The sequence below is a fragment of the Sulfuricella sp. T08 genome, from assembly GCF_000971475.1.
Lineage (GTDB): Bacteria > Pseudomonadota > Gammaproteobacteria > Burkholderiales > Sulfuricellaceae > Sulfuricella.
The window spans coordinates 57,451-81,533 of sequence record NZ_DF967563.1; the positions used below are offsets into that span (position 1 = coordinate 57,451).

The 24,083-nt window shown below is 54.9% G+C and carries 28 protein-coding genes; 22 read left to right on the forward strand and 6 right to left on the reverse strand.

Features of this window, described 5'->3' with window-relative positions:
• Positions 1-28: 28 nt before the first annotated feature.
• The 4 genes from cheZ to SCT_RS14635 form a co-directional block, all read right to left on the reverse strand.
• Positions 29-781: a protein phosphatase CheZ gene (cheZ, locus tag SCT_RS14620; RefSeq protein WP_059424417.1), complete on the reverse strand. Its 753-nt coding sequence runs from the start codon at positions 779-781 to the stop codon at positions 29-31.
• A 15-nt stretch (positions 782-796) separates the two neighbouring features.
• Positions 797-1,186, reverse strand: a complete 390-nt coding sequence (cheY, locus tag SCT_RS14625) for a chemotaxis response regulator CheY (RefSeq protein WP_059424421.1) — start codon at positions 1,184-1,186, stop codon at positions 797-799.
• Between the two features lie 104 nt (positions 1,187-1,290).
• Positions 1,291-2,223, reverse strand: coding sequence for a chemotaxis protein (locus SCT_RS14630; RefSeq protein ID WP_059424423.1), 933 nt, complete (start codon positions 2,221-2,223; stop codon positions 1,291-1,293).
• Between the two features lie 12 nt (positions 2,224-2,235).
• Positions 2,236-3,189, reverse strand: coding sequence for a chemotaxis protein (locus SCT_RS14635; protein WP_059424425.1), 954 nt, complete (start codon positions 3,187-3,189; stop codon positions 2,236-2,238).
• Between the two features lie 321 nt (positions 3,190-3,510).
• Here SCT_RS14635 and SCT_RS14640 point away from each other — a divergent pair, with 321 nt between their 5' ends.
• The 22 genes from SCT_RS14640 (at position 3,511) to SCT_RS14745 (ending at position 23,001) form a co-directional block, all read left to right on the forward strand.
• A complete protein-coding gene (locus SCT_RS14640) occupies positions 3,511-4,692 on the forward strand; it encodes a PAS domain-containing sensor histidine kinase (RefSeq protein WP_059424427.1) in 1,182 nt (393 codons plus the stop codon).
• A gap of 26 nt (positions 4,693-4,718) precedes the next feature.
• Complete coding sequence (locus SCT_RS14645; RefSeq protein WP_059424429.1) at positions 4,719-6,053, forward strand: sigma-54 dependent transcriptional regulator; 1,335 nt, start codon at positions 4,719-4,721, stop codon at positions 6,051-6,053.
• Positions 6,054-6,159: 106 nt separating this feature from the next.
• Positions 6,160-6,480: a flagellar hook-basal body complex protein FliE gene (gene fliE / locus SCT_RS14650; RefSeq protein WP_059424432.1), complete on the forward strand. Its 321-nt coding sequence runs from the start codon at positions 6,160-6,162 to the stop codon at positions 6,478-6,480.
• 96 nt (positions 6,481-6,576) lie between these two features.
• Positions 6,577-8,190, forward strand: a complete 1,614-nt coding sequence (gene fliF / locus SCT_RS14655; protein ID WP_059424435.1) for a flagellar basal-body MS-ring/collar protein FliF — start codon at positions 6,577-6,579, stop codon at positions 8,188-8,190.
• The gene (gene fliG / locus SCT_RS14660; RefSeq protein ID WP_059424437.1) at positions 8,183-9,175 is read left to right on the forward strand and encodes a flagellar motor switch protein FliG; all 993 of its coding nucleotides are present in this window, start codon (positions 8,183-8,185) and stop codon (positions 9,173-9,175) included. The genes fliF and fliG overlap by 8 nt, the downstream gene beginning before the upstream one ends.
• On the forward strand, positions 9,168-9,773 hold the full coding sequence (locus SCT_RS14665) for a flagellar assembly protein FliH (RefSeq protein ID WP_059424439.1): 606 nt from the start codon (positions 9,168-9,170) through the stop codon (positions 9,771-9,773). Before fliG ends, SCT_RS14665 begins: the two co-directional genes overlap by 8 nt.
• Before the next feature lie 36 nt (positions 9,774-9,809).
• Positions 9,810-11,210, forward strand: coding sequence for a flagellar protein export ATPase FliI (fliI, locus tag SCT_RS14670; protein ID WP_059424441.1), 1,401 nt, complete (start codon positions 9,810-9,812; stop codon positions 11,208-11,210).
• Between the two features lie 12 nt (positions 11,211-11,222).
• A complete protein-coding gene (gene fliJ / locus SCT_RS14675) occupies positions 11,223-11,684 on the forward strand; it encodes a flagellar export protein FliJ (protein ID WP_059424442.1) in 462 nt (153 codons plus the stop codon).
• 7 nt (positions 11,685-11,691) lie between these two features.
• Positions 11,692-12,780, forward strand: coding sequence for a flagellar hook-length control protein FliK (locus SCT_RS14680; protein ID WP_059424444.1), 1,089 nt, complete (start codon positions 11,692-11,694; stop codon positions 12,778-12,780).
• A 262-nt stretch (positions 12,781-13,042) separates the two neighbouring features.
• On the forward strand, positions 13,043-13,540 hold the full coding sequence (gene fliL, locus SCT_RS14685) for a flagellar basal body-associated protein FliL (RefSeq protein ID WP_059424446.1): 498 nt from the start codon (positions 13,043-13,045) through the stop codon (positions 13,538-13,540).
• A 38-nt stretch (positions 13,541-13,578) separates the two neighbouring features.
• A complete protein-coding gene (gene fliM, locus SCT_RS14690; protein ID WP_059424448.1) occupies positions 13,579-14,580 on the forward strand; it encodes a flagellar motor switch protein FliM in 1,002 nt (333 codons plus the stop codon).
• The gene (fliN, locus tag SCT_RS14695) at positions 14,573-15,076 is read left to right on the forward strand and encodes a flagellar motor switch protein FliN (protein WP_059424450.1); all 504 of its coding nucleotides are present in this window, start codon (positions 14,573-14,575) and stop codon (positions 15,074-15,076) included. Before fliM ends, fliN begins: the two co-directional genes overlap by 8 nt.
• Positions 15,073-15,534, forward strand: coding sequence for a flagellar biosynthetic protein FliO (gene fliO / locus SCT_RS14700; protein ID WP_059424452.1), 462 nt, complete (start codon positions 15,073-15,075; stop codon positions 15,532-15,534). Before fliN ends, fliO begins: the two co-directional genes overlap by 4 nt.
• An 85-nt stretch (positions 15,535-15,619) precedes the next feature.
• Entirely contained in the window at positions 15,620-16,309 is a 690-nt protein-coding gene (fliP, locus tag SCT_RS14705) for a flagellar type III secretion system pore protein FliP (RefSeq protein ID WP_237759709.1), read from the forward strand.
• Positions 16,306-16,575, forward strand: coding sequence for a flagellar biosynthesis protein FliQ (gene fliQ, locus SCT_RS14710; RefSeq protein WP_059424454.1), 270 nt, complete (start codon positions 16,306-16,308; stop codon positions 16,573-16,575). Before fliP ends, fliQ begins: the two co-directional genes overlap by 4 nt.
• A 10-nt stretch (positions 16,576-16,585) precedes the next feature.
• Positions 16,586-17,383 carry a flagellar biosynthetic protein FliR gene (gene fliR / locus SCT_RS14715; protein WP_059424457.1) on the forward strand — a complete coding sequence of 266 codons (798 nt, stop codon included), beginning with the start codon at positions 16,586-16,588 and terminating at the stop codon, positions 17,381-17,383.
• Positions 17,380-17,904 (forward strand): bifunctional 2-polyprenyl-6-hydroxyphenol methylase/3-demethylubiquinol 3-O-methyltransferase UbiG, encoded by a 525-nt coding sequence (locus SCT_RS14720; protein ID WP_059424459.1) that lies wholly within the window; start codon positions 17,380-17,382, stop codon positions 17,902-17,904. The genes fliR and SCT_RS14720 overlap by 4 nt, the downstream gene beginning before the upstream one ends.
• Before the next feature lie 92 nt (positions 17,905-17,996).
• On the forward strand, positions 17,997-18,224 hold the full coding sequence (locus SCT_RS14725; protein ID WP_059424461.1) for a hypothetical protein: 228 nt from the start codon (positions 17,997-17,999) through the stop codon (positions 18,222-18,224).
• A 78-nt stretch (positions 18,225-18,302) separates the two neighbouring features.
• Entirely contained in the window at positions 18,303-20,123 is a 1,821-nt protein-coding gene (locus tag SCT_RS14730; RefSeq protein ID WP_059424462.1) for an adenosylcobalamin-dependent ribonucleoside-diphosphate reductase, read from the forward strand.
• A 55-nt stretch (positions 20,124-20,178) separates the two neighbouring features.
• On the forward strand, positions 20,179-21,057 hold the full coding sequence (dapA, locus tag SCT_RS14735; RefSeq protein ID WP_059424464.1) for a 4-hydroxy-tetrahydrodipicolinate synthase: 879 nt from the start codon (positions 20,179-20,181) through the stop codon (positions 21,055-21,057).
• Between the two features lie 16 nt (positions 21,058-21,073).
• A complete protein-coding gene (gene bamC, locus SCT_RS14740) occupies positions 21,074-22,219 on the forward strand; it encodes an outer membrane protein assembly factor BamC (RefSeq protein WP_059424467.1) in 1,146 nt (381 codons plus the stop codon).
• A gap of 17 nt (positions 22,220-22,236) precedes the next feature.
• Positions 22,237-23,001 carry an MBL fold metallo-hydrolase gene (locus tag SCT_RS14745; RefSeq protein ID WP_059424469.1) on the forward strand — a complete coding sequence of 255 codons (765 nt, stop codon included), beginning with the start codon at positions 22,237-22,239 and terminating at the stop codon, positions 22,999-23,001.
• 61 nt (positions 23,002-23,062) lie between these two features.
• Here SCT_RS14745 and SCT_RS16870 read toward each other — a convergent pair whose 3' ends face one another.
• Together SCT_RS16870 and SCT_RS14755 are read right to left on the reverse strand one after the other, a co-directional pair.
• Complete coding sequence (locus tag SCT_RS16870) at positions 23,063-23,293, reverse strand: hypothetical protein (protein WP_082098379.1); 231 nt, start codon at positions 23,291-23,293, stop codon at positions 23,063-23,065.
• 251 nt (positions 23,294-23,544) lie between these two features.
• A complete protein-coding gene (locus SCT_RS14755; protein ID WP_059424472.1) occupies positions 23,545-24,048 on the reverse strand; it encodes a hypothetical protein in 504 nt (167 codons plus the stop codon).
• Between the last annotated feature and the right edge of the window lie 35 nt (positions 24,049-24,083).

The following is a 24,083-nucleotide window of genomic DNA, read 5'->3' on the forward strand; positions in this document are numbered from 1 at the left end:
AGGCTACTGAGTTTAATTGCGTATTGGATTAAAAGCCCAGGCTTTCGAGCAGATCGTCGACCTGGACTTGGCTGGTCACCACGTCAGCTCTGCCTTTTGCATTGATTACCGGCCCGTTCAGCAAGCCGGCATCCATTTCGGTTTTCTTCTCGGCAGGTGTCGTCGCCAGCAGCAATTGCAGCATGTCCCGTTCCATTTGATGGGCCATATCGATGACCTTTTTGATTACCTGGCCGGTCAGGTCCTGAAAATCCTGCGCCATCATGATTTCCATGAGTTGGGCATTGGTTGCCTTGGTCTGGCTGGGGACTTCTTTCAGGTAGCTGCGGGTTTCTTCCGCCAGTTGTTTGAACTCTTCCAGGCTGAGCTGATTATCGAACAGGCGCTGCCATTTGGAGCTGAGTCCTATCGCACCCGCTTCGAGTTTTTCCTGAATGGGCTGTGCGACTTCGGTGGCGGTTAGTGCACGTTCCGCCGCTTGTTGCGTCATGGTCGCAATATAGGCGAGGCGTTCGCGCGTGTCGGGTATGGCATCTACTGTTTCCGCCAGTTTTTTGTCATACCCCAGTTCACGTAGCGTATCGTGCAGCTTGCGCGTCAAGTGGCCGATTTGCGAGAACAGGCTCTCGTCGTCGGGCTCTGTTGCCAGTTCCGTTGCTGAGTTAGAGGTGTACTGTTTTGTTTCGGATGCGGCTGGTTGTGTGCTGCCAGCCATGACAATGCTATCGAACAGGGCTTCCAGATCGTCGGAATCCCCGCTGCCTGAAGTAACGTTACTCACCGAGCGTCTCCTTAATCATTTACCCATTTTCTCAAAAATTTTATTTAGCTTCTCTTCCAGTACGGCAGCCGTAAAAGGTTTGACGACATAGCCGCTGGCGCCGGCTTGAGCCGCCGCGATGATATTTTCCTTCTTGGCTTCGGCGGTCACCATTAATACTGGCAAGTGCTTCAGCGTGTCATCTGCACGGATAGCCTGGAGTAGTTCGATACCGGTCATGTTGGGCATGTTCCAGTCACTGACCACGAAATCGAAATTGCCGCCGCGCAGCTTGGCGAGTGCGGCTACACCATCTTCGGCTTCGTCAGCGTTGGTGAATTCCAGCTCTTTCAGTAGATTGCGTATGATCCTTCTCATTGTCGAAAAATCATCGACGATCAGGAATTTCATGTTCTTATCGGCCATGGACTACTCCGCGGGGTGTATGTTTTGTGCTCATCTCGCCATTGTACGATGTCATGGTGAAGTTTAGGGCTTTAGCCTGAATTGGTTGTGCTTCATCGGACTGTCTATCTGAGTAACAGGGGACGTAAAGTGTCGGCCAGAACGGCCGGGTCGAACTTGGCGACATAGGCATCTACGCCGACACGTTTGCCCATGTCTCGGTTGGCTTCCGACGAAAGGGAGGAGTGCATGACAACCGGGATGCCTTCGAATCGCCGGTCGGATTTAATGTTTTTCGTCAGGACATAACCATCCATTTCCGGCATTTCCGCATCTACGAGTATGACCTTGATCTGGTCATACACTGTGGAGCCATCATGCTGGGAACGGGCGGCCATATTCTGCAGCCTTTCCCATGCCTCAAGGCCGTTGGTGGCCTGCTGGTATTTAACTCCCAGTTTGTCCAGCACCATGACGATTTCCTTGCGCGCGATTGCGGAGTCATCTGCAAAGAATATCGCTGGTTCTGTGTCTGTTTCGACCGGGGCGAGGTCGGGCACGGGTTCGATTCCAATCGCGTTGGCCAGAATCTGTTCAACGTCGAGAATTGAAACCAGTTTGCCATCTGGCAGTTCAGTGATCGCGGTGATCAGGCCATCGTTGCCGGCCAGCATGGTTTGAGGGGGTTTGACCTTGTCCCAATCGACGCGAATGATGCGGTCGACATCATGCACCAGGAAGCCCTGAGTATGGCGGCTGAATTCTGTGACGATCATGGTGCGCCCGGTGTCTTCCGGTACTTCGTCCAGATGGATGATCTTGGCCAGCGCGATGACCGGGATGATATTGCCGCGCAGGGAGATCACGCCCTCGACGCCATCTGGCATATTGGGGGATTTTGTGACTTTGGGAGTCTGGCAGACCTCACGTACCTTGAATACGTTGATGCCGAAAATTTCTCCGCTGCCCAATGAGAAGAGCAGGATTTCCATCTTGTTGGAGCCGGCCAGTTTGGTTCTGCCGTCCACCGAATCTAGGAGTGGGTTGTTCTTTTCCATACTATTCCCCATTTATTTAAGAGGTGCACTTAACAACTGGGTGAGCGTGGCCGCCAGCTTATGTGGTTCAAATTTCGGAACATAGTCGTCCACGCCGACCGACCGGCCAAGTTGCTGGTTGGCGTCACTGCTCAAGGAGGAATGCATGATGACCGGAATGCCGGCAAAGCGAGAGTCGCTCTTGACGTGTTTAGTGAGTACGTAACCGTCCATTTCCGGCATTTCCACGTCGGTGAGAATCAGCTGGATGAAACTGGTGACCGGTACATGAGCTGCATCAGCCTGAGTGGCGATTTTTTGCAGTTCTTCCCAAGCCTGTTTGCCGTTGTTGGCGCTGATGTATCGGATGTTCATGGCATCCAGGGTGCGCGAGATCTGGTTGCGGGCGACGGATGAGTCGTCCGCAAAAAAGATGGTGCGGTTTTCCACTTCAATGGGTCTGATGTTGTTGAACAGGTATTCGTCATCGTAACGGCTGGTTTCAGAAAGTACTTTTTCCACGTCCATCATCATGACCAGACGGCTGTCCGCCAGTTCGGTGACTGCGGTGACCAGCCCCCCCATCTGCGCGGTGAGCATGTCGGGTGGGACGCGCATGGCCGACCAGTCGAGGCGCAGGATGGTATCTACCGCTTCTACCAGAAAACCCTGAGTGTGGCCGTTGTACTCGGTGACAATCATGATTTCTGGTTTTTGGTCGGTTTCTACCCCGGTGTATTTGACCAGGTCGACAACCGGTACCAAGACGCCGCGCAGGCTGACCATGCCTTCAACCGAGGGCGGCATGTCCGGGGCGTGGGTGATCGCCGGCACGCGCATGACTTCTCGCACCTTAAAAACATTGACGCCAAATGTTTCCTTGCGGCCGGTGCGGCTGTCCGTGCCTAGGGTGAACAGTAGTATCTCCAGCTTGTTGGTTCCGGCCAGCTTGGTGCGGGCGTCAATATTTTTTAAGAGTTGTGACATGTTGTTGCTCTCCGTGAAAAGTCCTGACCCCGAACCTCGGTCGGGCCTCCAGGCAGGATATTTTTCAGTATCATACCTCAATATTGTTAAGTGACATTCTGTAAATCGGCCGGACAGTCGCTGTTTTCAGCGCGTAATTTAAATGGGCTTACGATTATTGATACAAATTTGTCGTCCTATCATCTCCGGCCATTGGGTGCTGAGCCGGGCAGCAAGACGAGATTTTCCGGTGCTAGGTAAATGATCTCGGGAGCTGCTCCAAAGTATAACCGTTCAACAATGACTGGATCAATTACGGTATGATTTCCGCATGAACCTGCCATGGAGCTTAATGCATTGTCGAATACCCCCAAGCAGGTAGACCCGAAGGAGCTGGAGCAGGCATTTTCGTTGTTCAACGAGGCTTCTGCGCAGCTTACCGGCGCTTACCAGGAATTGCAGCAGCAGGTGGAGCGCCTGACCGGTGAGCTCGCAGTCGCCAATGTGGAATTGCGACGGCAGTTGCTGGAAAAGGAGGCGCTGTCGCAGCGTCTGTCCCATCTGCTTTACGCCATGCCGGCAGGCGTAATTGTGCTGGATCAGCAGGGTACTATTATCGAGCTGAACCCAGCCGCCCTGGAACTGCTGGGGGAATCTCTTGTAGGACATGCCTGGGAGGGGGTCGCGGCGCGCGTGCTGGCACAGACCGTGGTGCCGCACGAATGGGATCTGGCACCGGTCAGCGGGGCTGTGCCGCGTCGGATCAGTATGTCCAGCAGTCCTCTGGACGCCGCCGGCGGGCAAGTGCTGCTGATCCATGACATGACTGAAGCCTACGCCATGCAGCGCGAGCTGCAGCGGCATCAGAGGCTGTCCGCGATGGGGGAGATGGCGGCAGGGTTGGCGCATCAGTTGCGCACACCGCTTGCTACCGCTCTGCTCTACGCCTCTCACTTGAAAAAGATTGATTTGCCTGAAAACGAGCGGGTCCGCTTTGCAGATAAAGTGCTGGCGCGTCTTCGTCACCTTGAGCACCTGATCCAGGACATGCTGTCGTTCGTGAAAGGGGAGGGCGGGGGGCAGGATGTGGTTCAGGTGTCTTCCGTGCTGTTTGATCTGCAGCAGGTCATGGAGCCGCAAATGATCGAGCGTGGTCTGAATTTCAGGATTGAGGATGATAGCCAGGGCGCCGCCGTGCTGGGTAGTCGAAAGGCTTTGACTGGTGCCTTGCTTAACCTGCTGGAGAATGCCATGCAGGCTTGCCCGGAAGGCGGGCAGGTCAGCCTGAGGGGTGTAGCGGGGGATGATGGGCAGGTGTCGATTATTGTAACCGATAATGGCAGGGGCATTGACGCGGCAACCCAGGAGCGCCTGTTTGAACCATTCTATACGACCCGCGCTGATGGAACGGGTCTGGGGCTGGCGATTGTGCGGGGTGTGGCCGAGGCGCATCGGGGAGCTATTCATGTCAAGTCGTCGCCAGGTTGCGGCAGCGAATTCATTCTGCGGCTACCCAAGCTATAATCCAGAAAATTTTATATCGCGAAACCATGAAAACATTGCCTATCCTGATCGTTGAGGATGACCGGGACCTGCGTGAAGCCTTGTGCGACACGCTGGGTTTGGCCGGCTACGAAACGCTGGACGCCTCCGATGGGCTGGCGGCGCTTGCGGTGCTGGGAAAGCGAAGGGTCGGCCTGGTCGTGACGGATGTGCAGATGCACCCCATGGATGGCCATACTCTTTTGCGCGAAATCAAGTCAGCCTACCCTTATGTCCCGGTGCTGCTGATGACTGCCTATGGCTTGATCGATAAGGCGGTGGAAGCGATGCGCGCAGGGGCGTGCACTTACCTGACCAAGCCATTCGAGCCGGACAGTCTGTTGGCGGAGGTGGCGCGCTATATGCTTTCTGCGCAACCGGCGAACGGCTCGGAAATGGTGGCTGAGGATCCTCGCATGGTCGAGTTGCTGGGGTTGGCGCGGAAGGTTGCCGCTACCAGTGCGACGATTCTGGTCACAGGCGAGTCAGGTTGCGGCAAGGAGGTGATGGCGCGCTTCATCCACCGTCACAGCCCTCGTGCCGACAAGCCCTTCGTGGCCATAAACTGTGCGGCGATTCCGGAAAATCTGCTCGAATCCACTTTATTCGGTTACGAAAAGGGCGCTTTCACCGGTGCCGCCCAGTCCCATGCGGGCAAGTTCGAGCAGGCGCAGGGCGGCACCCTGTTGCTGGATGAGGTATCCGAAATGCCGATGCTGCTCCAAGCCAAGCTGTTGCGGGTGCTGCAGGAGCGCGAGGTAGAGCGTGTCGGCGGGCATAAGGCGATTCCACTCGATATCAGGATCATTGCCACCTCCAACCGCGACATGGGCGAGGTGGTGGCTCGCGGCAACTTCCGCGAGGATTTGTATTATCGCCTCAACGTATTTCCCCTGGAATTGCCGCCATTGCGAGAGCATCCGCTGGATATCGTGCCATTGGCTCGACATCTTATTGGCCGCTTGGGCGGCGCGCTGGGCCGACCCGGAATCGGCTTGTCTGCTGCAACTGCCGAGCAATTGACGCGATATGCCTGGCCGGGTAACATCAGGGAGCTTGAAAACGTCATACAGCGTGCCATGATTTTGTCTCCGGGCGATATGCTGGAAACAGAGTATTTGCTTCTGCCCAAATCCGAACTGGCTGCGCCGCAACCAGGAAAAGCGGTTGCTGCAGGCGGAGCGGTGGATATGAAAACGCTGGAGCGGACGCATATTCTGGAAACCTTGGCTTCAGTCAGCGGTTCGCGCAAGCGTGCTGCCGAAAAGCTGGGCATGAGCGAGCGCACATTGCGTTACAAGCTGCAGCAGTACCGCGAAGAAAATGAAGAAAATGGTCAATGACAACAAAATTGGGCATGAAATGTGCTTTATTTTTATTCTGCGACGAGCAATAAATGGTCGTCGTAATGGATAAGCAGCTATAATTCGAGCTGGAGGCCTGAAAGCGATGAATACTACACAGGGAATTGACCAGTTACTTGGCCAGCTGCGTGCTGCCTCGTCTCTGGCTGCCGGCCAGGAGCCTGCTTCGGCATCGACAGAAGGACCGGATTTTGCGGCGCTGCTCAAGGCTTCGCTGGAACAGGTGAATGCTACACAGCAGGATACTGCCAATCTGGCTAAAGCATTCGAACTGGGCGATCCCAATGCGAATCTCCAGGAGGTGATGGTTTCTCTGCAGAAAGCCAATATTTCCTTTCAAACCATGGTGCAGGTGCGTAACAAGCTGGTGTCGGCCTACCACGAAGTCATGAGCATGCAAGTTTGATAGGGATGCAAAGCGCTGCACTAGTCATTACTGTATTCCCTCGTTCGGGGGCAAAGATCAAGCGCTCGCAAGTTCGGAGTCAAGGCGTAAAATAATATGGCTGTCGCACCACAGCAATCACTTTTCGCCCGTCTAAGAGAATTCAACCGTTTATCCGGCGGCCAAAAAATTGGGCTGATGCTGGCGCTGGCCGCTGCCATCGCGCTGGTTTCCGGTGCCTGGATGTGGTCGCAAACGCCGGACTACCGCGTCCTCTACAGCAACCTTTCCGACCGGGATGGGGGGGCCATCATCAATTCCCTGCAGCAGATGAACGTACCCTACAAGATGGCGGAGGGGGGTGGCGCCATCCTGGTTGCTTCCAGTCAGGTTTACGACGTGCGTCTGCGCCTGGCATCACAGGGTCTTCCCAAAGGTAGTGTGGTCGGCTTCGAGCTGATGGAAAACCAAAAGCTGGGTACCAGTCAGTTTCTCGAACAGGTGAATTACCAACGTGCTCTGGAAGGGGAATTGACCCGTTCCATCCAGTCTCTTTCTGCCGTGCAGGGCGCGCGCGTGCATCTCGCTATTCCGCGCCCTTCCGTGTTTACCCGCGAGCAGAAAAATCCCAGCGCTTCCGTGCTTGTTGGCCTCCTTCCCGGGCGTTCGCTGGACAAGGCCCAGGTTAATGGCATTGTTCATCTGATTTCAAGCAGTGTGCCGGATTTGCCGGTCAAGAATGTGACTGTGCTTGATCAGAACGGCAACCTGTTGAGCTCTGCGGCTGAGGGTAAGGAGAGCGCGGGCCTCGACCCGAGTCAACTGGAGTTTTTACGTCAGGTTGAACAAAGTTTTATTAAACGTATCGAAAGTATTCTTAGCCCGATTACCGGCATGGAAAATGTGCGGGCACAGGTTGCTGCGGAGCTGGATTTCTCCCAGACCGAGCAGACTGCTGAAACCTTCAGGCCCAATCCTGTACCTGCCGAGGCGGCAATTCGCAGTCAACAAAGCAATGAAAACACCGCTGGATCAGGACAGGTTGCGGGCGGCGTGCCTGGTGCCCTGTCCAACCAGCCTCCCGGCACGGCTGCTGCACCTCTTACGGCGCCTGCAGCCACGGCTGTGGCTGCGGCGCCTGCCCAGCCTTCAGGTGGTGGTGGACATAAGGAGTCGACCGTAAATTACGAGCTGGACAAGACCATCAAGCATGTCAAGTCGCCAGTAGGGAGCATCAAGCGCCTGTCTGTGGCTGTCGTGGTGAATAACAAGAAATCCACGGGCAAAGATGGGAAGATTAGCGCCAAGCCTTTGACTAGCGCAGAAATGACGCAGATCAGCAATCTCGTCAAGGAGGCCATGGGTTACAGACAGGACCGTGGGGACACGCTCAATGTGGTGAATGCTTCATTCAGCAGCGAGATGACGGAGGAAATTCCGGCTGCACCAATCTGGAAAGATCCGTCAACAATTTCTCTGGTCAAGGATATCGCCAAGAATCTGCTAATTGCCGGCATCGTGTTCTTCCTGGTATTCAAGGTGCTGCGCCCCCTGCTGAAGGAACTCTCGACTCCGCCTCCGCCAGTGGTTCATAAGGAAGAGGCCGAAGGATTTGCGATTGCTCCAACCCTGGGGTATGAGGAGCGCTTGCGGTCAGTCAAGGACCTGGCGCGTCAGGAGCCGAAAGTGGTGGCTACTGTAGTCAAGGATTGGATAGGCGGCAATGAGTGAAGATGGGGTCGTGAAAAGCGCCATTTTGTTGATGGCCTTGGGTGAGGAGGAGGCTGCTGAGGTATTTAAACATCTCAGCCCCAAGGAGGTGCAGAAACTCGGGACTGCCATGGCAGCCCTGGATAGCGTCAACCGCGTCCAAGTGGAGCGGGTGATGCATGACTTCATGTTCCAGGCGGGAGAAAAGGCCGGCTTGGCTGATTCCGATGAATATATTCGCAGTGTGCTGACCAAGGCGCTAGGCTCGGATAAAGCGGCCAACCTGATTGAACGTATCTTGCACGGCGACGATTCTAGTGGCATAGAAGGCCTGAAGTGGATGGATGCTGCTTCCGTGGCTGAGTTGATCAAGAATGAGCACCCTCAGATTATTGCCACCATCCTGGTTCATCTTGAGCGGGATCAGGCCAGTGAGATACTGAGTCTTTTTACCGAGCGCCTGCGCAATGATGTGGTGCTGCGTATTGCCACGCTGGACGGAATTCAGCCTTCTGCGCTGAAGGAATTGAACGATGTGCTGACCAAGTTGCTGTCAGGTGCCAGCAATCTCAAGAAAAGCGTGATGGGCGGTGTTAGGGCAGCAGCAGAAATTTTGAACTACGTCGGCACCGCTAATGAAACCTCGATCATAGCCAGTGTGCGCGATTACGATCCCGAGCTGGCGCAGAAAATCCAGGATGAGATGTTCGTCTTCGAGAACTTGCTCGATATCGACGATCGCTCTATCCAGTTGCTGTTGCGAGAGGTGCAGTCCGAATCCCTGATTATCGCGCTCAAGGGCACGAGCGAGGAGCTGCGCGAAAAAATATTCAAGAACATGTCGCAGCGGGCTGCTGAAATGTTGCGCGATGATCTCGAGGCCAAGGGTCCGGTGCGAATCAGTGAAGTGGAGGCGGAGCAGAAGGAAATTCTCAAGATCGTGCGCAAGCTGGCCGACGAAGGTCAGATTGTGATCGGTGGTGCAGGAGAGGAAAGCTTTGTCTAGCAATATCATTCCCAAGGAGCAATTGAGTGCTTATCAGCGCTGGGAGCTGAATTCACTGGATGGGTCGGCAAGAACAACTGTGCCTTTGCCGACGGCCGAAGAGGTCGAGAATACCCATCAGCAGGCTTATCAGGAAGGATTCGCCGCCGGTTACAAAGAGGGTAAGGACAAGGTCAATGAAGAGCTGGCGCGGCTGAATCAGCTGATGTCGGCGCTGGGTGGGGCTCTGAACCAGTTTGATGAAACATTGACACAGAACTTGCTTTCCCTGGCGCTGGATGTCGCCAAGCAAATGTTGCGTGAAGCTTTACGGGTGCGACCGGAGCTGGTTCTGCCGGTGATTCGCGAGGCGGTGAACAGCCTGCCTCAGGCCAGCCAGCATCCGCACCTTAAATTGCATCCGGAAGACGCGGCCCTGGTGCGATCGCTGATGGCGGACGAACTGAATCACTTTCATTGGAAGCTGATTGAAGACAGCCGCGTGGAGCGGGGCGGGTGCCGTGTGGAAACGACGAACAGCGAGATTGACGCAACCATGGAAAATCGCTGGAAAAGAATACTCGTCGCCCTTGGCAGAGAAGGTGCATGGCTTGAATAGTCCCGTTGGGACGTATGGGTCGTCCGGGCGGAAATTATGACATCTCCCTCTGAGCGCTGGAATGGTTTCCTGCAGGAATGCAGTGAGACCGTATCCGCCGTCAGCCCTTGGCTCTTGACTGGTCGTCTGACTAGGGTTGCCGGGCTGGTGATGGAAGCGGTAGGACTGAGGCTTGCGGTAGGCGGTAGCTGTACCGTTCATCTGCCTGAAGGGCATGATGTGGATGCCGAAGTGGTCGGTTTCTCCGGTGAAAAATTGTTTCTCATGCCCTCCACCGATGTGTACGGACTGGTGCCGGGGGCACGGGTGACACCGGTGGATACCCCGGTGCAACGTGTCTCCAGGCAGGGTGGATCGCCTCACACACGGCGTCGTTCCGAAGACCGTGTGCGCCAGGTTCAGGTGGGCAACGAGTTACTGGGGCGCATTCTTGACGGTGCCGGACGCCCGCTGGATCTTCTTGGGCCGCTGAATCTGGCTCACCGGGTGCCGCTGCACAGTCGTCCCTGCAATCCCCTTAGTCGAGCCCCTATACGGCAAGTTCTGGATGTTGGCGTGCGTGCTATCAATGCCTTGCTGACTGTCGGCCGTGGGCAGCGCATGGGTCTTTTTGCCGGTAGCGGTATCGGCAAGAGTATTTTGCTCGGCATGATGGCGCGCTTTACCAGCGCAGATGTGATCGTGGTCGGCCTGATCGGCGAGCGCGGTCGCGAGGTAAAGGAATTCATCGAAAACATCCTGGGTCCCGCCGGGTTGGCGCGTTCTGTAGTGGTAGCCGCGCCGGCTGACACGCCGCCATTGTTGCGGCTGCACGGTGCGGCTTATGCTACGTCCATCGCCGAGTATTTTCGCGATCAGGGCAAGCATGTCCTGTTGATCATGGATTCGCTAACACGCTTTGCCATGGCTCAACGCGAAATTGCCTTGGCCATCGGTGAGCCGCCAGCTACCAAAGGTTACCCACCCTCGGTATTCGCCAAGCTGCCACAACTGGTCGAGCGTGCCGGCAACGGCCAGGCAGGCGGCGGGTCCATTACCGCGTTTTATACCGTACTGGTGGAGGGGGATGACCAGCAGGATCCAATCGCGGACAGTGCACGCGCCATTCTTGACGGTCACGTCGTATTGTCCCGCAGCCTTTCCGATCAAGGGCATTATCCTGCTATCGATATCGAAGCTTCTGTCAGTCGGGCAATTACCGAACTGCTTGCACCGGAAGATTTGGCCCGGGTGCGCCGGTTCAAACTGCTTTATTCCCGTTTTCAGCGCAGCCGGGACCTGATCAGCGTGGGTGCCTATGTCAAGGGCAGTGACCCATTGCTGGACGAAGCAATGGCGCTTTATCCGCAGTTGGAAGCTTTTCTACAGCAGGATATGCATCAGAGCGAGAACTATACGGACAGCCGCAACCAGTTGACCGCAATGTTCAATTCCTAAGCTTGAATAGATATGCCGAGGCGATTTCCTCTCCAGTCCCTTCTTGATCTTGCCCAGAATCATACGGATGCTGCTGCGCGCGATCTGCATACGCTTAAGGTAAAGTGGCAGGAGGCAGAGGAAAAGTTCCGGCAGTTGGCCGCTTATCGTGAAGATTACCGGGCAAAGTTGTTGCAGACCACCAAGCTGGGCATGCAGGTGAGCTCGCTCAGGGACTTTCAACTTTTTTTAGGCAAAATCGAAGTCGCCATTCGCCAGCAGGCAGAAGAAGTGGCGCGCTGCAAAAAACGCTGGGAAGATGGGCGTCATGAATGGCAGGCGAAGCAGCGCAAACTCAAGGCGTTCGATACGTTGTCGCAACGTCATCTGAGCAGTGAGCGGAAGCGTGAGGACAAGCTCGAACAGCGAGAGCAGGACGAGCTTTCGGGCAATAAATTCAAGCAGGAAGAGTCAACTGACCCCCCCGACACCTGATGGTGGTATGCGTCTTGCTTTATATTCGGCTGAACCTAAAGCGATTGCGAAAGGATGGCCGATGCCACAATTACCTATTACTCCTGCTGTATCTCCACAAACCAGTTCTGGCACCAGTCAGACGTCAGCCGCCGCCACTGCCACTGCCACGGAAGGTGGGGATGGACTGGGGGGCTCGCCGGGAATTAATTTCGGGGCGGTTCTCACCAAACAGTTGAAGGGGATTGCTTCACTGCTTGAGCAAAAAGAGGATACGGGGCTTTCCTTGGTCGCGGCTAACGAAACCGCGGAGTCTGTTGTGAATGCAGGGGTGGCGGTGCTTCCCGTTGATTTGTCTGTCTTGACTGCTTCAATGCTTGTACCGGTAACTCCCGCTCGTACAGGGATTGGGGCCGGAAGTCCCGTCGAAGCTGGCGTGGAAAAGCCGTTGATACAGTTGCCCAAGGCTGGCGAAATCCGGTTGGCGGCAGGAATTGCCGCCAACGGCAAAAACTTGCCGCAAGCGATGTCCCCGGAGCCGCGGTTTGCCGACAAGTTGGCGGCCTTGGTGGAGGTACCGGCAGGCAATGTGGGTGGGGAGCTTCATTCGTCTTACTTATCCACTGCGGCGAATCCTGCCATGACGGCCGTTGCTTTCCATAATCCGGAGCCCTTACCAGCTTTGCCGGTCGCGCCTAGGGTCGGTTCAGCCGAATGGGGTGGTGCGGTCGGCGAGAAAGTTGTGTGGATGGCGAACCAGAGTCATCAAGTTGCTGAACTTCATCTTAATCCACCCAATCTCGGGCCGCTCGAGGTACGTTTAACGATCAGCAACGACCAGGCTAGTGCCTTGTTCGTTTCTCAACATTCTGCTGTGCGTGAGGCAATCGAGACGGCATTGCCACGGTTGCGTGAAATGCTGGCTGACAACGGTATTATGCTAGGCAATGTGACGGTTGGCTCGGAATCTTTCAGCCAGCAGCAAGCGTTTGATCAGGGTAATGGCAAAGAGGGAAATCGCGGCGGACTGGGAGCGGAGGATGTTATGGCCCGGATGGGTGCGCCGGTGCGGCCTGCTGGACTGGCACGCGATGGCATGGTTGATATTTTTGCCTGAAATCAATACGCGACCATTCGATTAAAATAAAGCAGCTATCTCAATGGGATAGCTGCTTTCTGTTTTTTCTGGCGATAAAATAGTGGAAAGCAACTGGTTTTGGCTTGCGGTAGTCCTTGCATTATATTTGAGTTGATATTATAAAGAACATAAAATATCATCTGAAACTGGTTGTTTTTAATATTGTTTAGCCGTCTTTTTTGGAATTAACTGGAATGGGCGACTGAAGTGGCAGGGCAAGCAGGGCAAAGGGACACTAGGCATGGCAAGGGACAAGGCGAAAAAAGAAGAGGTCGTGGCGGATGAGCCACCTAAGAAGAAGGGGAAGTTGTTCCCGATTCTCGGTATCCTGTTGGTGCTGGGCGGTGCGGGAGGTGGCGCGGCTTGGTACTTCACCCAGTCAGATGCTAAGCCAGCCGAGCATAAGGAAGAAAAACAACAGCCGCCGGTTTTTGTGACGCTAGAGACCTTTACCGTTAATTTGCAGGCAGATGGGGGTGGTGAACACTATCTCCAGGTCGGGATTGATTTGAAAGTAACTGATCCTGTTGTGGTTGAACTGGTCAAGCTGCACATGCCGGAAGTTCGCAATGGCGTGCTGTTGCTGCTTTCGAGCAAGAGTGCCGAGCAAATCGCCAGCTTGGAGGGCAAGCAGAAGCTTAGTGCTGAAATTCAGGAGCAGGTAAATAAACCACTCAATGCCAAGATTAGTGGCAAGGGCGTGACAGGTGTGTTTTTCACATCCTTTGTCATTCAGTAATGAGGGTGTTAGGTAGTAGTAATTCCTAAAGGGCGCACGTGGCAGACGACATACTGTCTCAGGACGAAGTTGATGCCTTACTCAAGGGTGTAACCGGGGAGGAGGATGCTGTTGTCGCCGAAGAGGGCGGGGGGGATGTTCGCCCCTACAATCTGGCCAAGCAGGAGCGAATCGTCCGGGGTCGCATGCCCACCCTGGAGATTATCAATGAGCGTTTTGCCCGATTGTTCCGAATCGCGCTGTTCAATTTTATGCGCCGCACCGCTGAAATTTCCGTTAGCCCGGTGCGCGTTCTCAAATACAGCGAATTTGTTCGCAACCTGGTTGTGCCGACCAACCTGAACATGGTGCACATCAAGCCGCTACGCGGCACGTCGCTATTCATTTTTGATCCGAATCTGGTGTTTCTGGTAGTGGACAACCTGTTCGGCGGTGACGGGCGCTTTCATATGCGCGTGGAAGGCCGTGATTTCACGCCGACAGAGCAGCGCATCATTCAACGCATGCTGGAAGTGGTTTTTTCCGAATACAAGAAAGCCTGGGAATCTGTCTACCAAGTCGACTTCGAATATATTCGTTCAGAAATGAACACCCAGTTTGCCAATATCGCCACGCCCAGCGAAGTGGTGGTGGTTACCACGTTCAACATCGAGTTGGGATCCGGCGGTGGCGATTTTCACATCTGCATGCCCTATGCTATGATCGAGCCGATTCGCGATATTCTGTATAGCAGCATGCAGGGCGAGCGCATGGAGGTGGACCATCGCTGGGCAAAACTGATGACGAAACAGATGCAGTCAGCAGAGGTGGATCTGGTCGCGAACTTGGGCGAGGCCCCGGTTAATCTTGGACAAATTCTGAACATGAAAGTGGGGGATGTGATTTCCCTGGATATTCCCGAAGCAATTGTCGCTGAAGTAGATGGCGTGCCAATACTGGAATGCAATTATGGCGTTCTCAACGGTCAGTACGCGCTCAAGGTGAACAAAATCATTGCAGGCGCAGATGACGAATCCGGCCGCGGAGGCCAACATGGCTGACGAAAACGTTGGAGATTCAGCCGGTACGGACGATTGGGCGGCTGCGATGGCCGAGCAGGCGACCGTGGATGCAGCGGCCGGCACTCCCGCTGAAGATGATTGGGGTGCGGCACTAGCCGAGCAGGCCTCCTCTGCAACGCAGGATGCCGCAGCGATGTTTGCCGGAAGCAGTCCACCTGCGGCGAAGGCCCAGTTTGATCAGCTTTCCCCATCCGGCATTCCTGCTGGAGCGCCCAACAACATCGACATGATTTTGGATATCCCGGTCAACCTAACGGTCGAATTGGGACGCACCAAGCTGGCAATTCGCAGCCTGTTGCAACTGGCCCAGGGATCAGTGGTGGAGTTGGATGGTCTGGCGGGCGAACCGATGGACGTGCTGGTCAACGGTTGCCTGATTGCCCAGGGTGAGGTGGTGGTGGTGAACGACAAGTTCGGGATTCGCCTGACTGATATTATTTCTCCCTCCGAACGCATACGTAGACTGCATAAATGAGTCCGATGAAAGAGGCAGTGGCGCGTTTCTCCGTTGGGCTTACTCTGTTTTTTCTGTCTTTCGCTGTCCTTGCAGCACCGGCAGCTATTCCAGCACCGATTGTTTCCCCGGTTTCATTAGGTGGTATGTTGCAGGTCCTGTTAGGTCTCGGGCTGGTGCTGGCGGCAGTAGCCGGCTCGGCCTGGCTACTTAGACGTTTTTCCCCTGGACAGATCGGTGCAGGTGGAGCCATTAGGGTGATCGGAGGCGTTGCACTGGGTCCCAAGGAGCGTCTAGTGCTGGTGGAGATCGGCGAAACCTGGCTGGTGCTGGGGGTTGCGCCGGGGCAGGTGAACTCCCTGCATACACTGGCTAAACCGCAAGGTGGGACACAGGCATCCGAGGTGCCGTCTGGAGGAGGAGAGCACGGCTTTTCAACATGGCTCAAACAGGCAATGCAGGGGCGCAAACTTGGGTAATGGAACAAGGCTGCTTCTGCTTGGAGCCAAATCATTGTTTGCTGCAGTGCTGTTGGTGCTGGGCGTACTGGTGCCATTAACGGCCATGGCGGCTGATCCGGGTTTGCCAGCCTTCACCAGCGCGCCAGGACCAGGTGGTGCCCAGACGTATACCCTCAGCATTCAGGCGCTGCTGATGATGACAGCGCTGACATTCCTGCCAGCGGTGTTGCTGATGATGACGGCGTTTACCCGTATCATCATCGTGCTATCGTTGCTGCGCCAGGCAATCGGCACGCTGCAGGCTCCTCCCAACCAGATTCTGATCGGCCTTTCCCTGTTTTTGACTTTCTTTGTTATGGCGCCGGTGTTCGATAAGATTTATGCAGAGGCTTATCAACCTTATTCGGAACAAAAAATCGATTTTAACCAGGCGCTGGAAAAGGGTACTGCCCCTTTGAAAGCCTTTATGTTGCGGCAAACGCGCCAGGATGATCTGGCGCTGTTCGTCAAACTTTCCAACAGTGCCCCCTTGCCTGGCCCGGAAGCGGTGCCGATGAAAATACTGGTTCCGGCCTATGTCATCAGCGAGCTAAAAACCGCATTCCAGATCGGTTTCGTGGTGTTTATTCCATTTCTGATCATTGATATGGTGGTGGCCAGCGTGCTGATGTCGATGGGTATGATGATGCTGTCACCGGTCGTGATCTCATTGCCATTCAAACTGATGCTGTTCGTGCTGGTGGACGGCTGGAATCTGCTCATCGGTTCCCTGGTACAGAGCTTCTACACATGACGCCGGAAAGCGTGATCACGATTGGTCAGCAGGCGGTGGAAATCACCCTGCTGGTGTCGGCACCGCTACTTCTCTCCGCGCTGGCCGTCGGCTTGGTAGTGAGCATCTTTCAGGCCGCCACCCAGATCAATGAAATGACCCTGTCGTTCATCCCCAAGCTGCTGGTGATGTTTGTCATGCTGGTAGTGGCGGGGCCATGGATGTTGACTCTGTTGATGGATTATACCCGCCGCCTGTTTATCAGTATTCCAGGTTTGGTGGGTTAGCTCTACCGCGATGATTAGCGTTACCTCAGCCCAGTTAAGCGCCTGGCTGGGTGCATTCATCTGGCCTTTTTCCCGTATTATTGCCTTGGTTAGTAGCGCGCCTATTCTAGGCAATCCCAGCGTACCTGTGCGATTGAAAGTTGGGCTGTCCGTTGTCCTTACTCTGGTTCTGGCGCCTGTTCTCGGTAGCATGCCAGCGGTGGAACCGGGTTCTGCGATCGGTCTCCTGATTTTGGCGCAACAAATCGTGATTGGCGTGGCGATTGGAACCACCATGCGCATCATCTTCACCGCAGTGGAAATGGCCGGAAATATTGCCGGTATGCAGATGGGTCTAGGTTTCGCCACTTTTTTCGATCCGCAAAATGCTGCCCAATCTCCCGTGGTGGCACAGCTTCTCGGGTTGCTCGCAACATTGTTCTTTCTGGCGTTGAATGGTCATTTGTATATGATCGAGCTATTGGCGCAAAGCTTCAATGCGTTACCGGTATCACCACAACCTTTTTCCGCGGCCGGTTGGCGCGCTCTGGCGGGCTGGGGCGGCGAGATATTTCTTGCCGGGTTGCTGCTTTCCATGCCGATCATGGCAGCCTTGTTGATCACCAACCTTGCGCTGGGCATCATGACTCGTGCCGCGCCTCAGCTCAATGTGTTCTCGGTCGGGTTTCCGATCACGCTGGCAGCTGGATTTGTCGTGCTTGCCATTGCTTTGCCATATTTCGCACCATTGCTTGACCGCATGCTGCATGACGCGCTGCAGATGGCGATGCAAGTCTTGCGTCTGGCTAATCCCGCAACACCTGGATGAATCCTGATCAACTTTTTGTTTCTGCGCCTTCCGAATGGGTGGTACGGTGCGCACCACTTATTCGTAGTGGAGGTCGGGTATTGGATGTTGCTTGCGGAACTGGCAGGCACACTCGCTTTCTGATTCAGGCAGGATTCAAGGTCGAAGCGGTGGATCGTGATGTCTCTGCATTGGCCTTTTTGCCGGGTGTTGTGGCGCGCCAGGCTGACCTTGAAGGCGAACCATGGCCATATTCTGCAGGGGAGTTAGATGGCATTGTAGTAACCAACTATTTGTATCGCCCCTTGTTTTTGCATCTGTTCGAAGCGCTTGCGGTGGGAGGGGTTCTGATTTATGAAACTTTTTCCGAAGGCAATCAACGGTTAGGCAGGCCGCGTAACACGGACTATCTCCTCAAGTCAGGCGAATTGCTTGAACAAGTCAAAGCTCGGCTGGAAGTCAACGATTATGAGGAGTTGTGCGTTTTAGGAAATAACCGTGCCGTGGTGCAGCGGATTTGTGCGGTAAAGGCCGCCAGATAATTTTTCATTTACACCTTTATTTATTCTTGAAATACCCGATATAACAATTACAGATGTCAGGAATCAAATAGGCGGGAAAACGGAGGTGGGTCATGTTAGTGATTATGGATATGTGCTCTGTCAAAGCAGAGAGCGACTATACTTCAGAGGTGATGTGTGCCGGCTGGAACCCTGAAATTGCGTTGTTGCAAGGCAGGGCGGCGGAACTTGCCGCACAACTGATCCATTATCAGTCTCAGCATGCGGGCGGTATGCCGGCGGATGTGACGGCTATGGATGTAAAGACCTTTCTGGAACGGATGTACTCTTCCCAGAGATAGTTTGCGGCCGTTGAGTCCTTTAAAATTGGCGAGAACCGCGGGTGCGGTTCTCGCCTTTATCATTTTTGGGAGTCCTCGATGAGTGATGGGCCCTTCATTTCCGATATCTCTTTCCGCATCTGGGATATTCGCTATCGTTACCGCGAGTCGGGCAAGATCATCGACCTGACAGTTGAAGATACCTGGCGTCGTGTTGCCCGCGCGCTTGCCGGGGTTGAGCAGCAGGATAAGGAAATCTGGGAGCGGCGGTTCTACCGGGTTCTGGAGGGATTCAGCTTTCTGCCAGGTGGGCGGATTCTCGCCGGAGCAGGCACCTCTCACCGGGTCACGCTGTTCAACTGTTTCGTCATGGGCGAAGTCGAGGATGCGCTCGACGGCATTTTCGAGGCGCTCAAGGAAGGCGCGCTGACCATGCAGCAGGGAGGTGGGGTCGGCTATGATTTTTCTACCCTGCGGCCGAGCGGCGAGCCAGCCCGTAGTGTCGGAGTAACCGCTTCCGGGCCGGTCTCGTTCATGCGCATCTGGGATAGCATGTGCGCCACCATTCTTTCCACCGGTGCGCGTCGTGGTGCGATGATGGCAACGCTGCGCTGCGACCACCCGGATATCGAGATTTTCATTGCGGCCAAGCGCGATCCCGGTGCGCTTCGGCACTTCAATTTGTCGGTGCTGGTAACAGACGATTTCATGCGCGCAGTTCGGAAGAATGCCGACTGGCCGCTGGTGTTTCCGCTCTCCGCGAGTGAATCAACCGGGGAGGTGGTGGAACGGGCGTGGTCAGGCAGCAACACGCCGCGCCGTTGCAAAGTGTTGCGTCGTGTCGGAGCACGGGTGCTGTGGGACAAGATCATGCAGGCAACCTATGATTACGCCGAGCCCGGTGTGATATTTATTGATCGTGTCAACCGCATGAACAACCTGTGGTACTGCGAACAGATCAGCGCCACCAACCCCTGCGGCGAAATCCCCCTGCCGCACTATGGTGCCTGCAATCTGGGCGCGATCAACCTGACGCAATTCGTTCGGCGTCCATTTATGGCTGATGGTGATCTGGATCTGGAAGGAATCGCTGCTACTGTGGCAACGGCCGTGCGTCTGCTTGACAATGTGTACGACGTTTCCCATTTCCCGCTGCAAAAGCAGGCGAACACCGCGCGCGCATCGCGGCGGGTCGGGATCGGCCTTACCGGTTTGGCCGATGCCCTGGTGATGCTTGGGATACGCTATGGCAGTCCGGAATCTTTTATGCTGGGCGAGACGGTGATGCAGGCGATCTGCCACAGTGCGTACCGGACATCGATAGAACTGGCGCGCGAAAAAGGGGCGTTTCCGGCATTTCAGGCCGATCAATACCTGGCAGGCGAATTTATTCGCTCCCTGCCCGAGGATATCGTGCAGGGAATCAGGCGTCACGGCCTGCGTAACAGCCATCTGACCGCTATCGCACCGACAGGAACCATCAGCTTGTTGGCGAACAATGTTTCCAGCGGACTCGAACCGATTTTTGATTGGGAATACACGCGGCGCCTCCGCGAGGCCGATGGCGGCTTTAGCGAGGTGCGAGTGGACGACTATGCCTGCCGACTGTTTCACTTGCAACATGGAGAGGATGCTTCGCTACCTGCAGCCTTCGTTCGTGCCGGTGAAATTGCGCCGGAGGCGCATATCCTTATGCAGGCGGCGCTTCAGGCTCATGTCGACAACGCCATTTCGAAAACCATCAATGTGCCGGCTGAATTCGACTTCGATTCATTTCGCTCGATTTATGAAAAAGCCTATGACATGGGCCTGAAGGGCTGTACCGTTTTTCGTCCCAACCCGGTCACCGGGCAGGTTCTGCTTGCCAATGGCGGTGCTGTCGAGAAGCAGTGCTGCTCGATTGAGCGCGAAGCGGATTGAGCATTTCGCGTAACCTGATATTCGGGTAAACTACAGACTTTTGTGGAAAAATTTCATGCTTAAAGGCAGTCTGGTCGCGATCGTTACGCCGATGTACGATGATGGCAGTCTGGATCTGGATCGTTTGCGTGCGCTGGTGGATTTCCACTTGGCAGAAGGGACCGACGGCATCGTCGTCGTTGGCACCACGGGCGAATCCCCGACGGTGAATTTCGATGAGCATTGCCTGCTGATCCGCACCGTGGTGGATCAGGTGGCTGGGCGCATTCCGGTGATTGCCGGAACCGGCGCCAATTCAACCAGCGAAGCGATCGAGCTGACGACATGTGCCAAGGTGGCCGGTGCGGACTACTGTTTGTTGGTTACGCCGTACTATAACAAGCCCACTCAGGAAGGATTGTACCGTCACTTCAAGGCGATTGCTGAGGCGGTGGACATTCCGCAGATCCTTTATAACGTGCCAGGCCGCACCGCGTGCGACTTGCTGAACGACACGGTGTTGCGGTTGGCGCAGATTCCCAATATTGTTGGCATCAAGGATGCAACCGGCAATATCGAGCGCGGCAGCGACCTGTTGATGCGCGCACCGCAGGATTTCGCCATATACAGCGGTGACGATGGCAGTGGCTTGGCATTGATGCTGCTCGGCGGCCATGGCGTAATCTCAGTGACCAGCAACGTGGCGCCCCGTTTGATGCATGAAATGTGCGAGGCGGCATTCAGGGGTGATCTGGCTACGGCGCGCGCCATCAATAACAAATTGTTAGGCTTGCATCAGAAGCTGTTTGTTGAAGCCAATCCGATTCCGGTTAAATGGGTGGTGGCGCAGATGGGATTGATTGGCGAGGGCATTCGCCTGCCGTTGACCCCACTCTCTGCTGTTCATCACGAAGTTTTGAAGCAGACCATGCGCCAAGCCGGCGTGCTGCAATAAATTATTTAAGGTGTCTATGAATAACAGATTCTTGTCTTCATTTGTGGTGATAGCAGTGGTCGCGCTAATGGCGGGTTGCAGCTCGACGTCCTTGCTGGAAAGTAAAAAAATTGATTACAAGTCGGCAGGCAAGCTTCCACCGCTGGAAATTCCTCCCGACCTGACTTCACCGACAGCGGATAACCGTTTTGCCGTGCCCGATGTCAGCCCGCAAGGCAGTGCCACCTTCTCGGTATACAACCAGGAAAGGGCGGGCCATCCACAGACTGCGACGACGACATCCAACCTGCTTCCATCTCAGGACAAGGTCAGGGTAGAACGTGCAGGCTCGCAGCGCTGGCTGGTGGTGAATGCTACACCTGAGCAGATATGGCCAGTGGTCAAGGAGTTCTGGCAGGAAAATGGTTTCCTCATAAAACTGGAAGTGCCTGAATCCGGTGTGATGGAAACTGACTGGGCTGAAAACCGCGCCAAGATTCCTCAGGATGCGATTCGCAGCGTTTTGAGTAAAGTCGTGGATGGACTTTATTCCACCGCCGAACGCGATAAATTTCGCACCCGACTGGAACGCGGAGCAGAGCAAGGTTCTACTGAAATCTATATCAGCCATCGTGGCATGTATGAAGTGATCGAAGGTGGCGATGGCGGTAACCGGACCGTGTGGCAGCCGCGCTCAGCCGACCCGGAGCTCGAGGCCGACATGTTGCGCCGCTTGATGGTGCGCTTCGGAGTCGATGAGGTGCGTTCCCAGTCCATGATGGTGGCGGAGGGCAAGCGCGAGCGAGCCAAGGTAACGCGCAATCAGGAAGGTGCCGGTAGCCTAACGCTATACGATACGTTTGATCGCGCCTGGCGTCGCGTCGGATTGGCTCTTGACCGTGTCGGCTTTACCGTAGTTGACCGCGACCGCTCCAAGGGGCTGTATTTCGTTCGCTATGTCGACCCCGATATCGATGGCAAGAAGGAAGAAAAAGGTTTCATGTCCAAGCTGGCCTTCTGGAAGGGCGATGGCAAAAACCAGGATAAGCTGGAGCAGTACCGTATTCAGGTTATCGCCACGAGCGAGGGTAGTGCGGTCAATATTTTGAATAAGGACGGTACGCTCGAAAACTCCGAGACTGCGGCCAGAATTCTAAACTTGTTGTTAGAACAGTTGAAATAATACGGCAGGGCGCGTCAATGCGTTTCGCTTCTCTGGGTAGTGGCAGCCGGGGCAATGCACTGGTGGTCGAGGTCAAGCAAACCCGCTTGCTTCTCGACTGCGGTTTCGGCATCCGTGAAACGGTTGCCCGGCTGTCGCGCCTCGACTTACAGCCGGAAGACCTGACCGGTCTCCTCATCACTCACGAACATACCGATCATATCGGCGGTGCAGTCAGATTCGCGCGCCGGTATGAGTTGCCGGTATGGCTGACTCACGGCACTTTCACAAACCATACCCTTGCGCAAACATTACCCGATATTCGTCTGATTGATGGCCATAGCGCGTTTCAGGTAGAAGAAATCGAGGTGCAGCCTTTCCCCGTTCCCCATGACGCTCGCGAGCCGGTGCAGTATGCCTTTAGCAGCGGTAGCAAAAGATTGGGCGTGCTGACCGATACTGGCGGATCCACGCCACATATCGAAGCCATTTTGAGTGGCTGTGATGCGCTGGTGCTGGAATGCAATCATGATACTGATATGCTGCGCGAAGGGTTATATCCGCCCATGCTTAAGCAGCGGGTTGCGGGCCGTTTCGGCCATCTGGATAACGGCATGGCGGCCAGGTTGCTGGCGAGCCTGGACAGCAGCAAGTTGCAGCACCTGATTGCGGCGCATCTTAGCGAAAAGAACAATACACCGGAGCTTGCCCGCGCCGCGCTGAGCGGTGTATTAAATTGTGAGCCGGAATGGATCGGGGTGGCCGATCAACTGGATGGGTTTGGTTGGCGCCAGATTCTTTAGCGGCAGAAGCACAAGAAAAAAGCCGGCCCGTAGGCCGGCTTTTTTCGCCGAAGCGTGAAGCTTACTTGGCTGGAGCAGCAGGAGCAGCAGCGTCAGCAGCAGGAGCGGCGGCCGGGGCAGCAGCGTCAGCAGCAGGAGCGGCAGGAGCAGGAGCTTCAACAGCAGGAGCGGCAGGAGCAGGAGCAGGAGCTTCAACAGCAGGAGCGGCAGGAGCAACAGGAGCCTCTTCTTTTTTGCCGCAAGCGGTCAAGGTCAGGGCCAACAGCGCAGCGAGCAGGATGGAGTGTTTCATTTATTATTTCCTTAATAAAAACTTGATTTTAAAATTTGGCTAAATACTACTTATACAATTTAAATACCATTGATGCAAATCGGCTTCCACATCAACGATGTCCAACCGATTTCACGATTTTAGCAGGTTTGTTAAATAATTCTAGTATCTTGTTATGTATTCTTGCTAATAATTAATTTTGCGGGTTATTTGCATCCGATTCGTTGCTCTTGCAAGTCTTGTGTATGGCATCATCTGTGGCTTGAATAAGCTTATAGTCCTAGCGTTGTTGCGGTAATTGACGGTGCCGAAGCTGCCCGGATTTCTTCGAAACGCTTGATCAGCACATGGCTGCCTTCAATATCGTTGAGTGCGAGCAATGCACGCGGGTTGTCATAATGGAAGCGATGCAAGAAGCAGGCTTCGTCGGCGATGGCAAAGGGGTCGTAGATGCCTTTTGCTTGTGGAGTGGTTTTCTGGATCGTGATGGCGTGGCTGAATTGCTTGAGCAGGCTGAGTATGCGCGGGCAGAAGCGGGTCAGATAGTCGATGTCATGCAGTACAATTTCCAGACGATTGCTGCGACTTGATAGCAGAAAGGTGCGCAGTAATTCGTAGCGGCGTAATGTGGTGTAACCGCCATCTTCTAGGTTGTAATCGAAAATGCGCAAGCGGTGACGAGCGATCTCAATCAGGACATCGAGCGCTTCCGTATAGTCTACCGTGCTGTTTAATTGCCTATGCAGCAAGACGGGTTTTTCCGGGTTTTCTGTCATGGTATCCTCCCCAGTAATCTGGGTTTAATTATGGC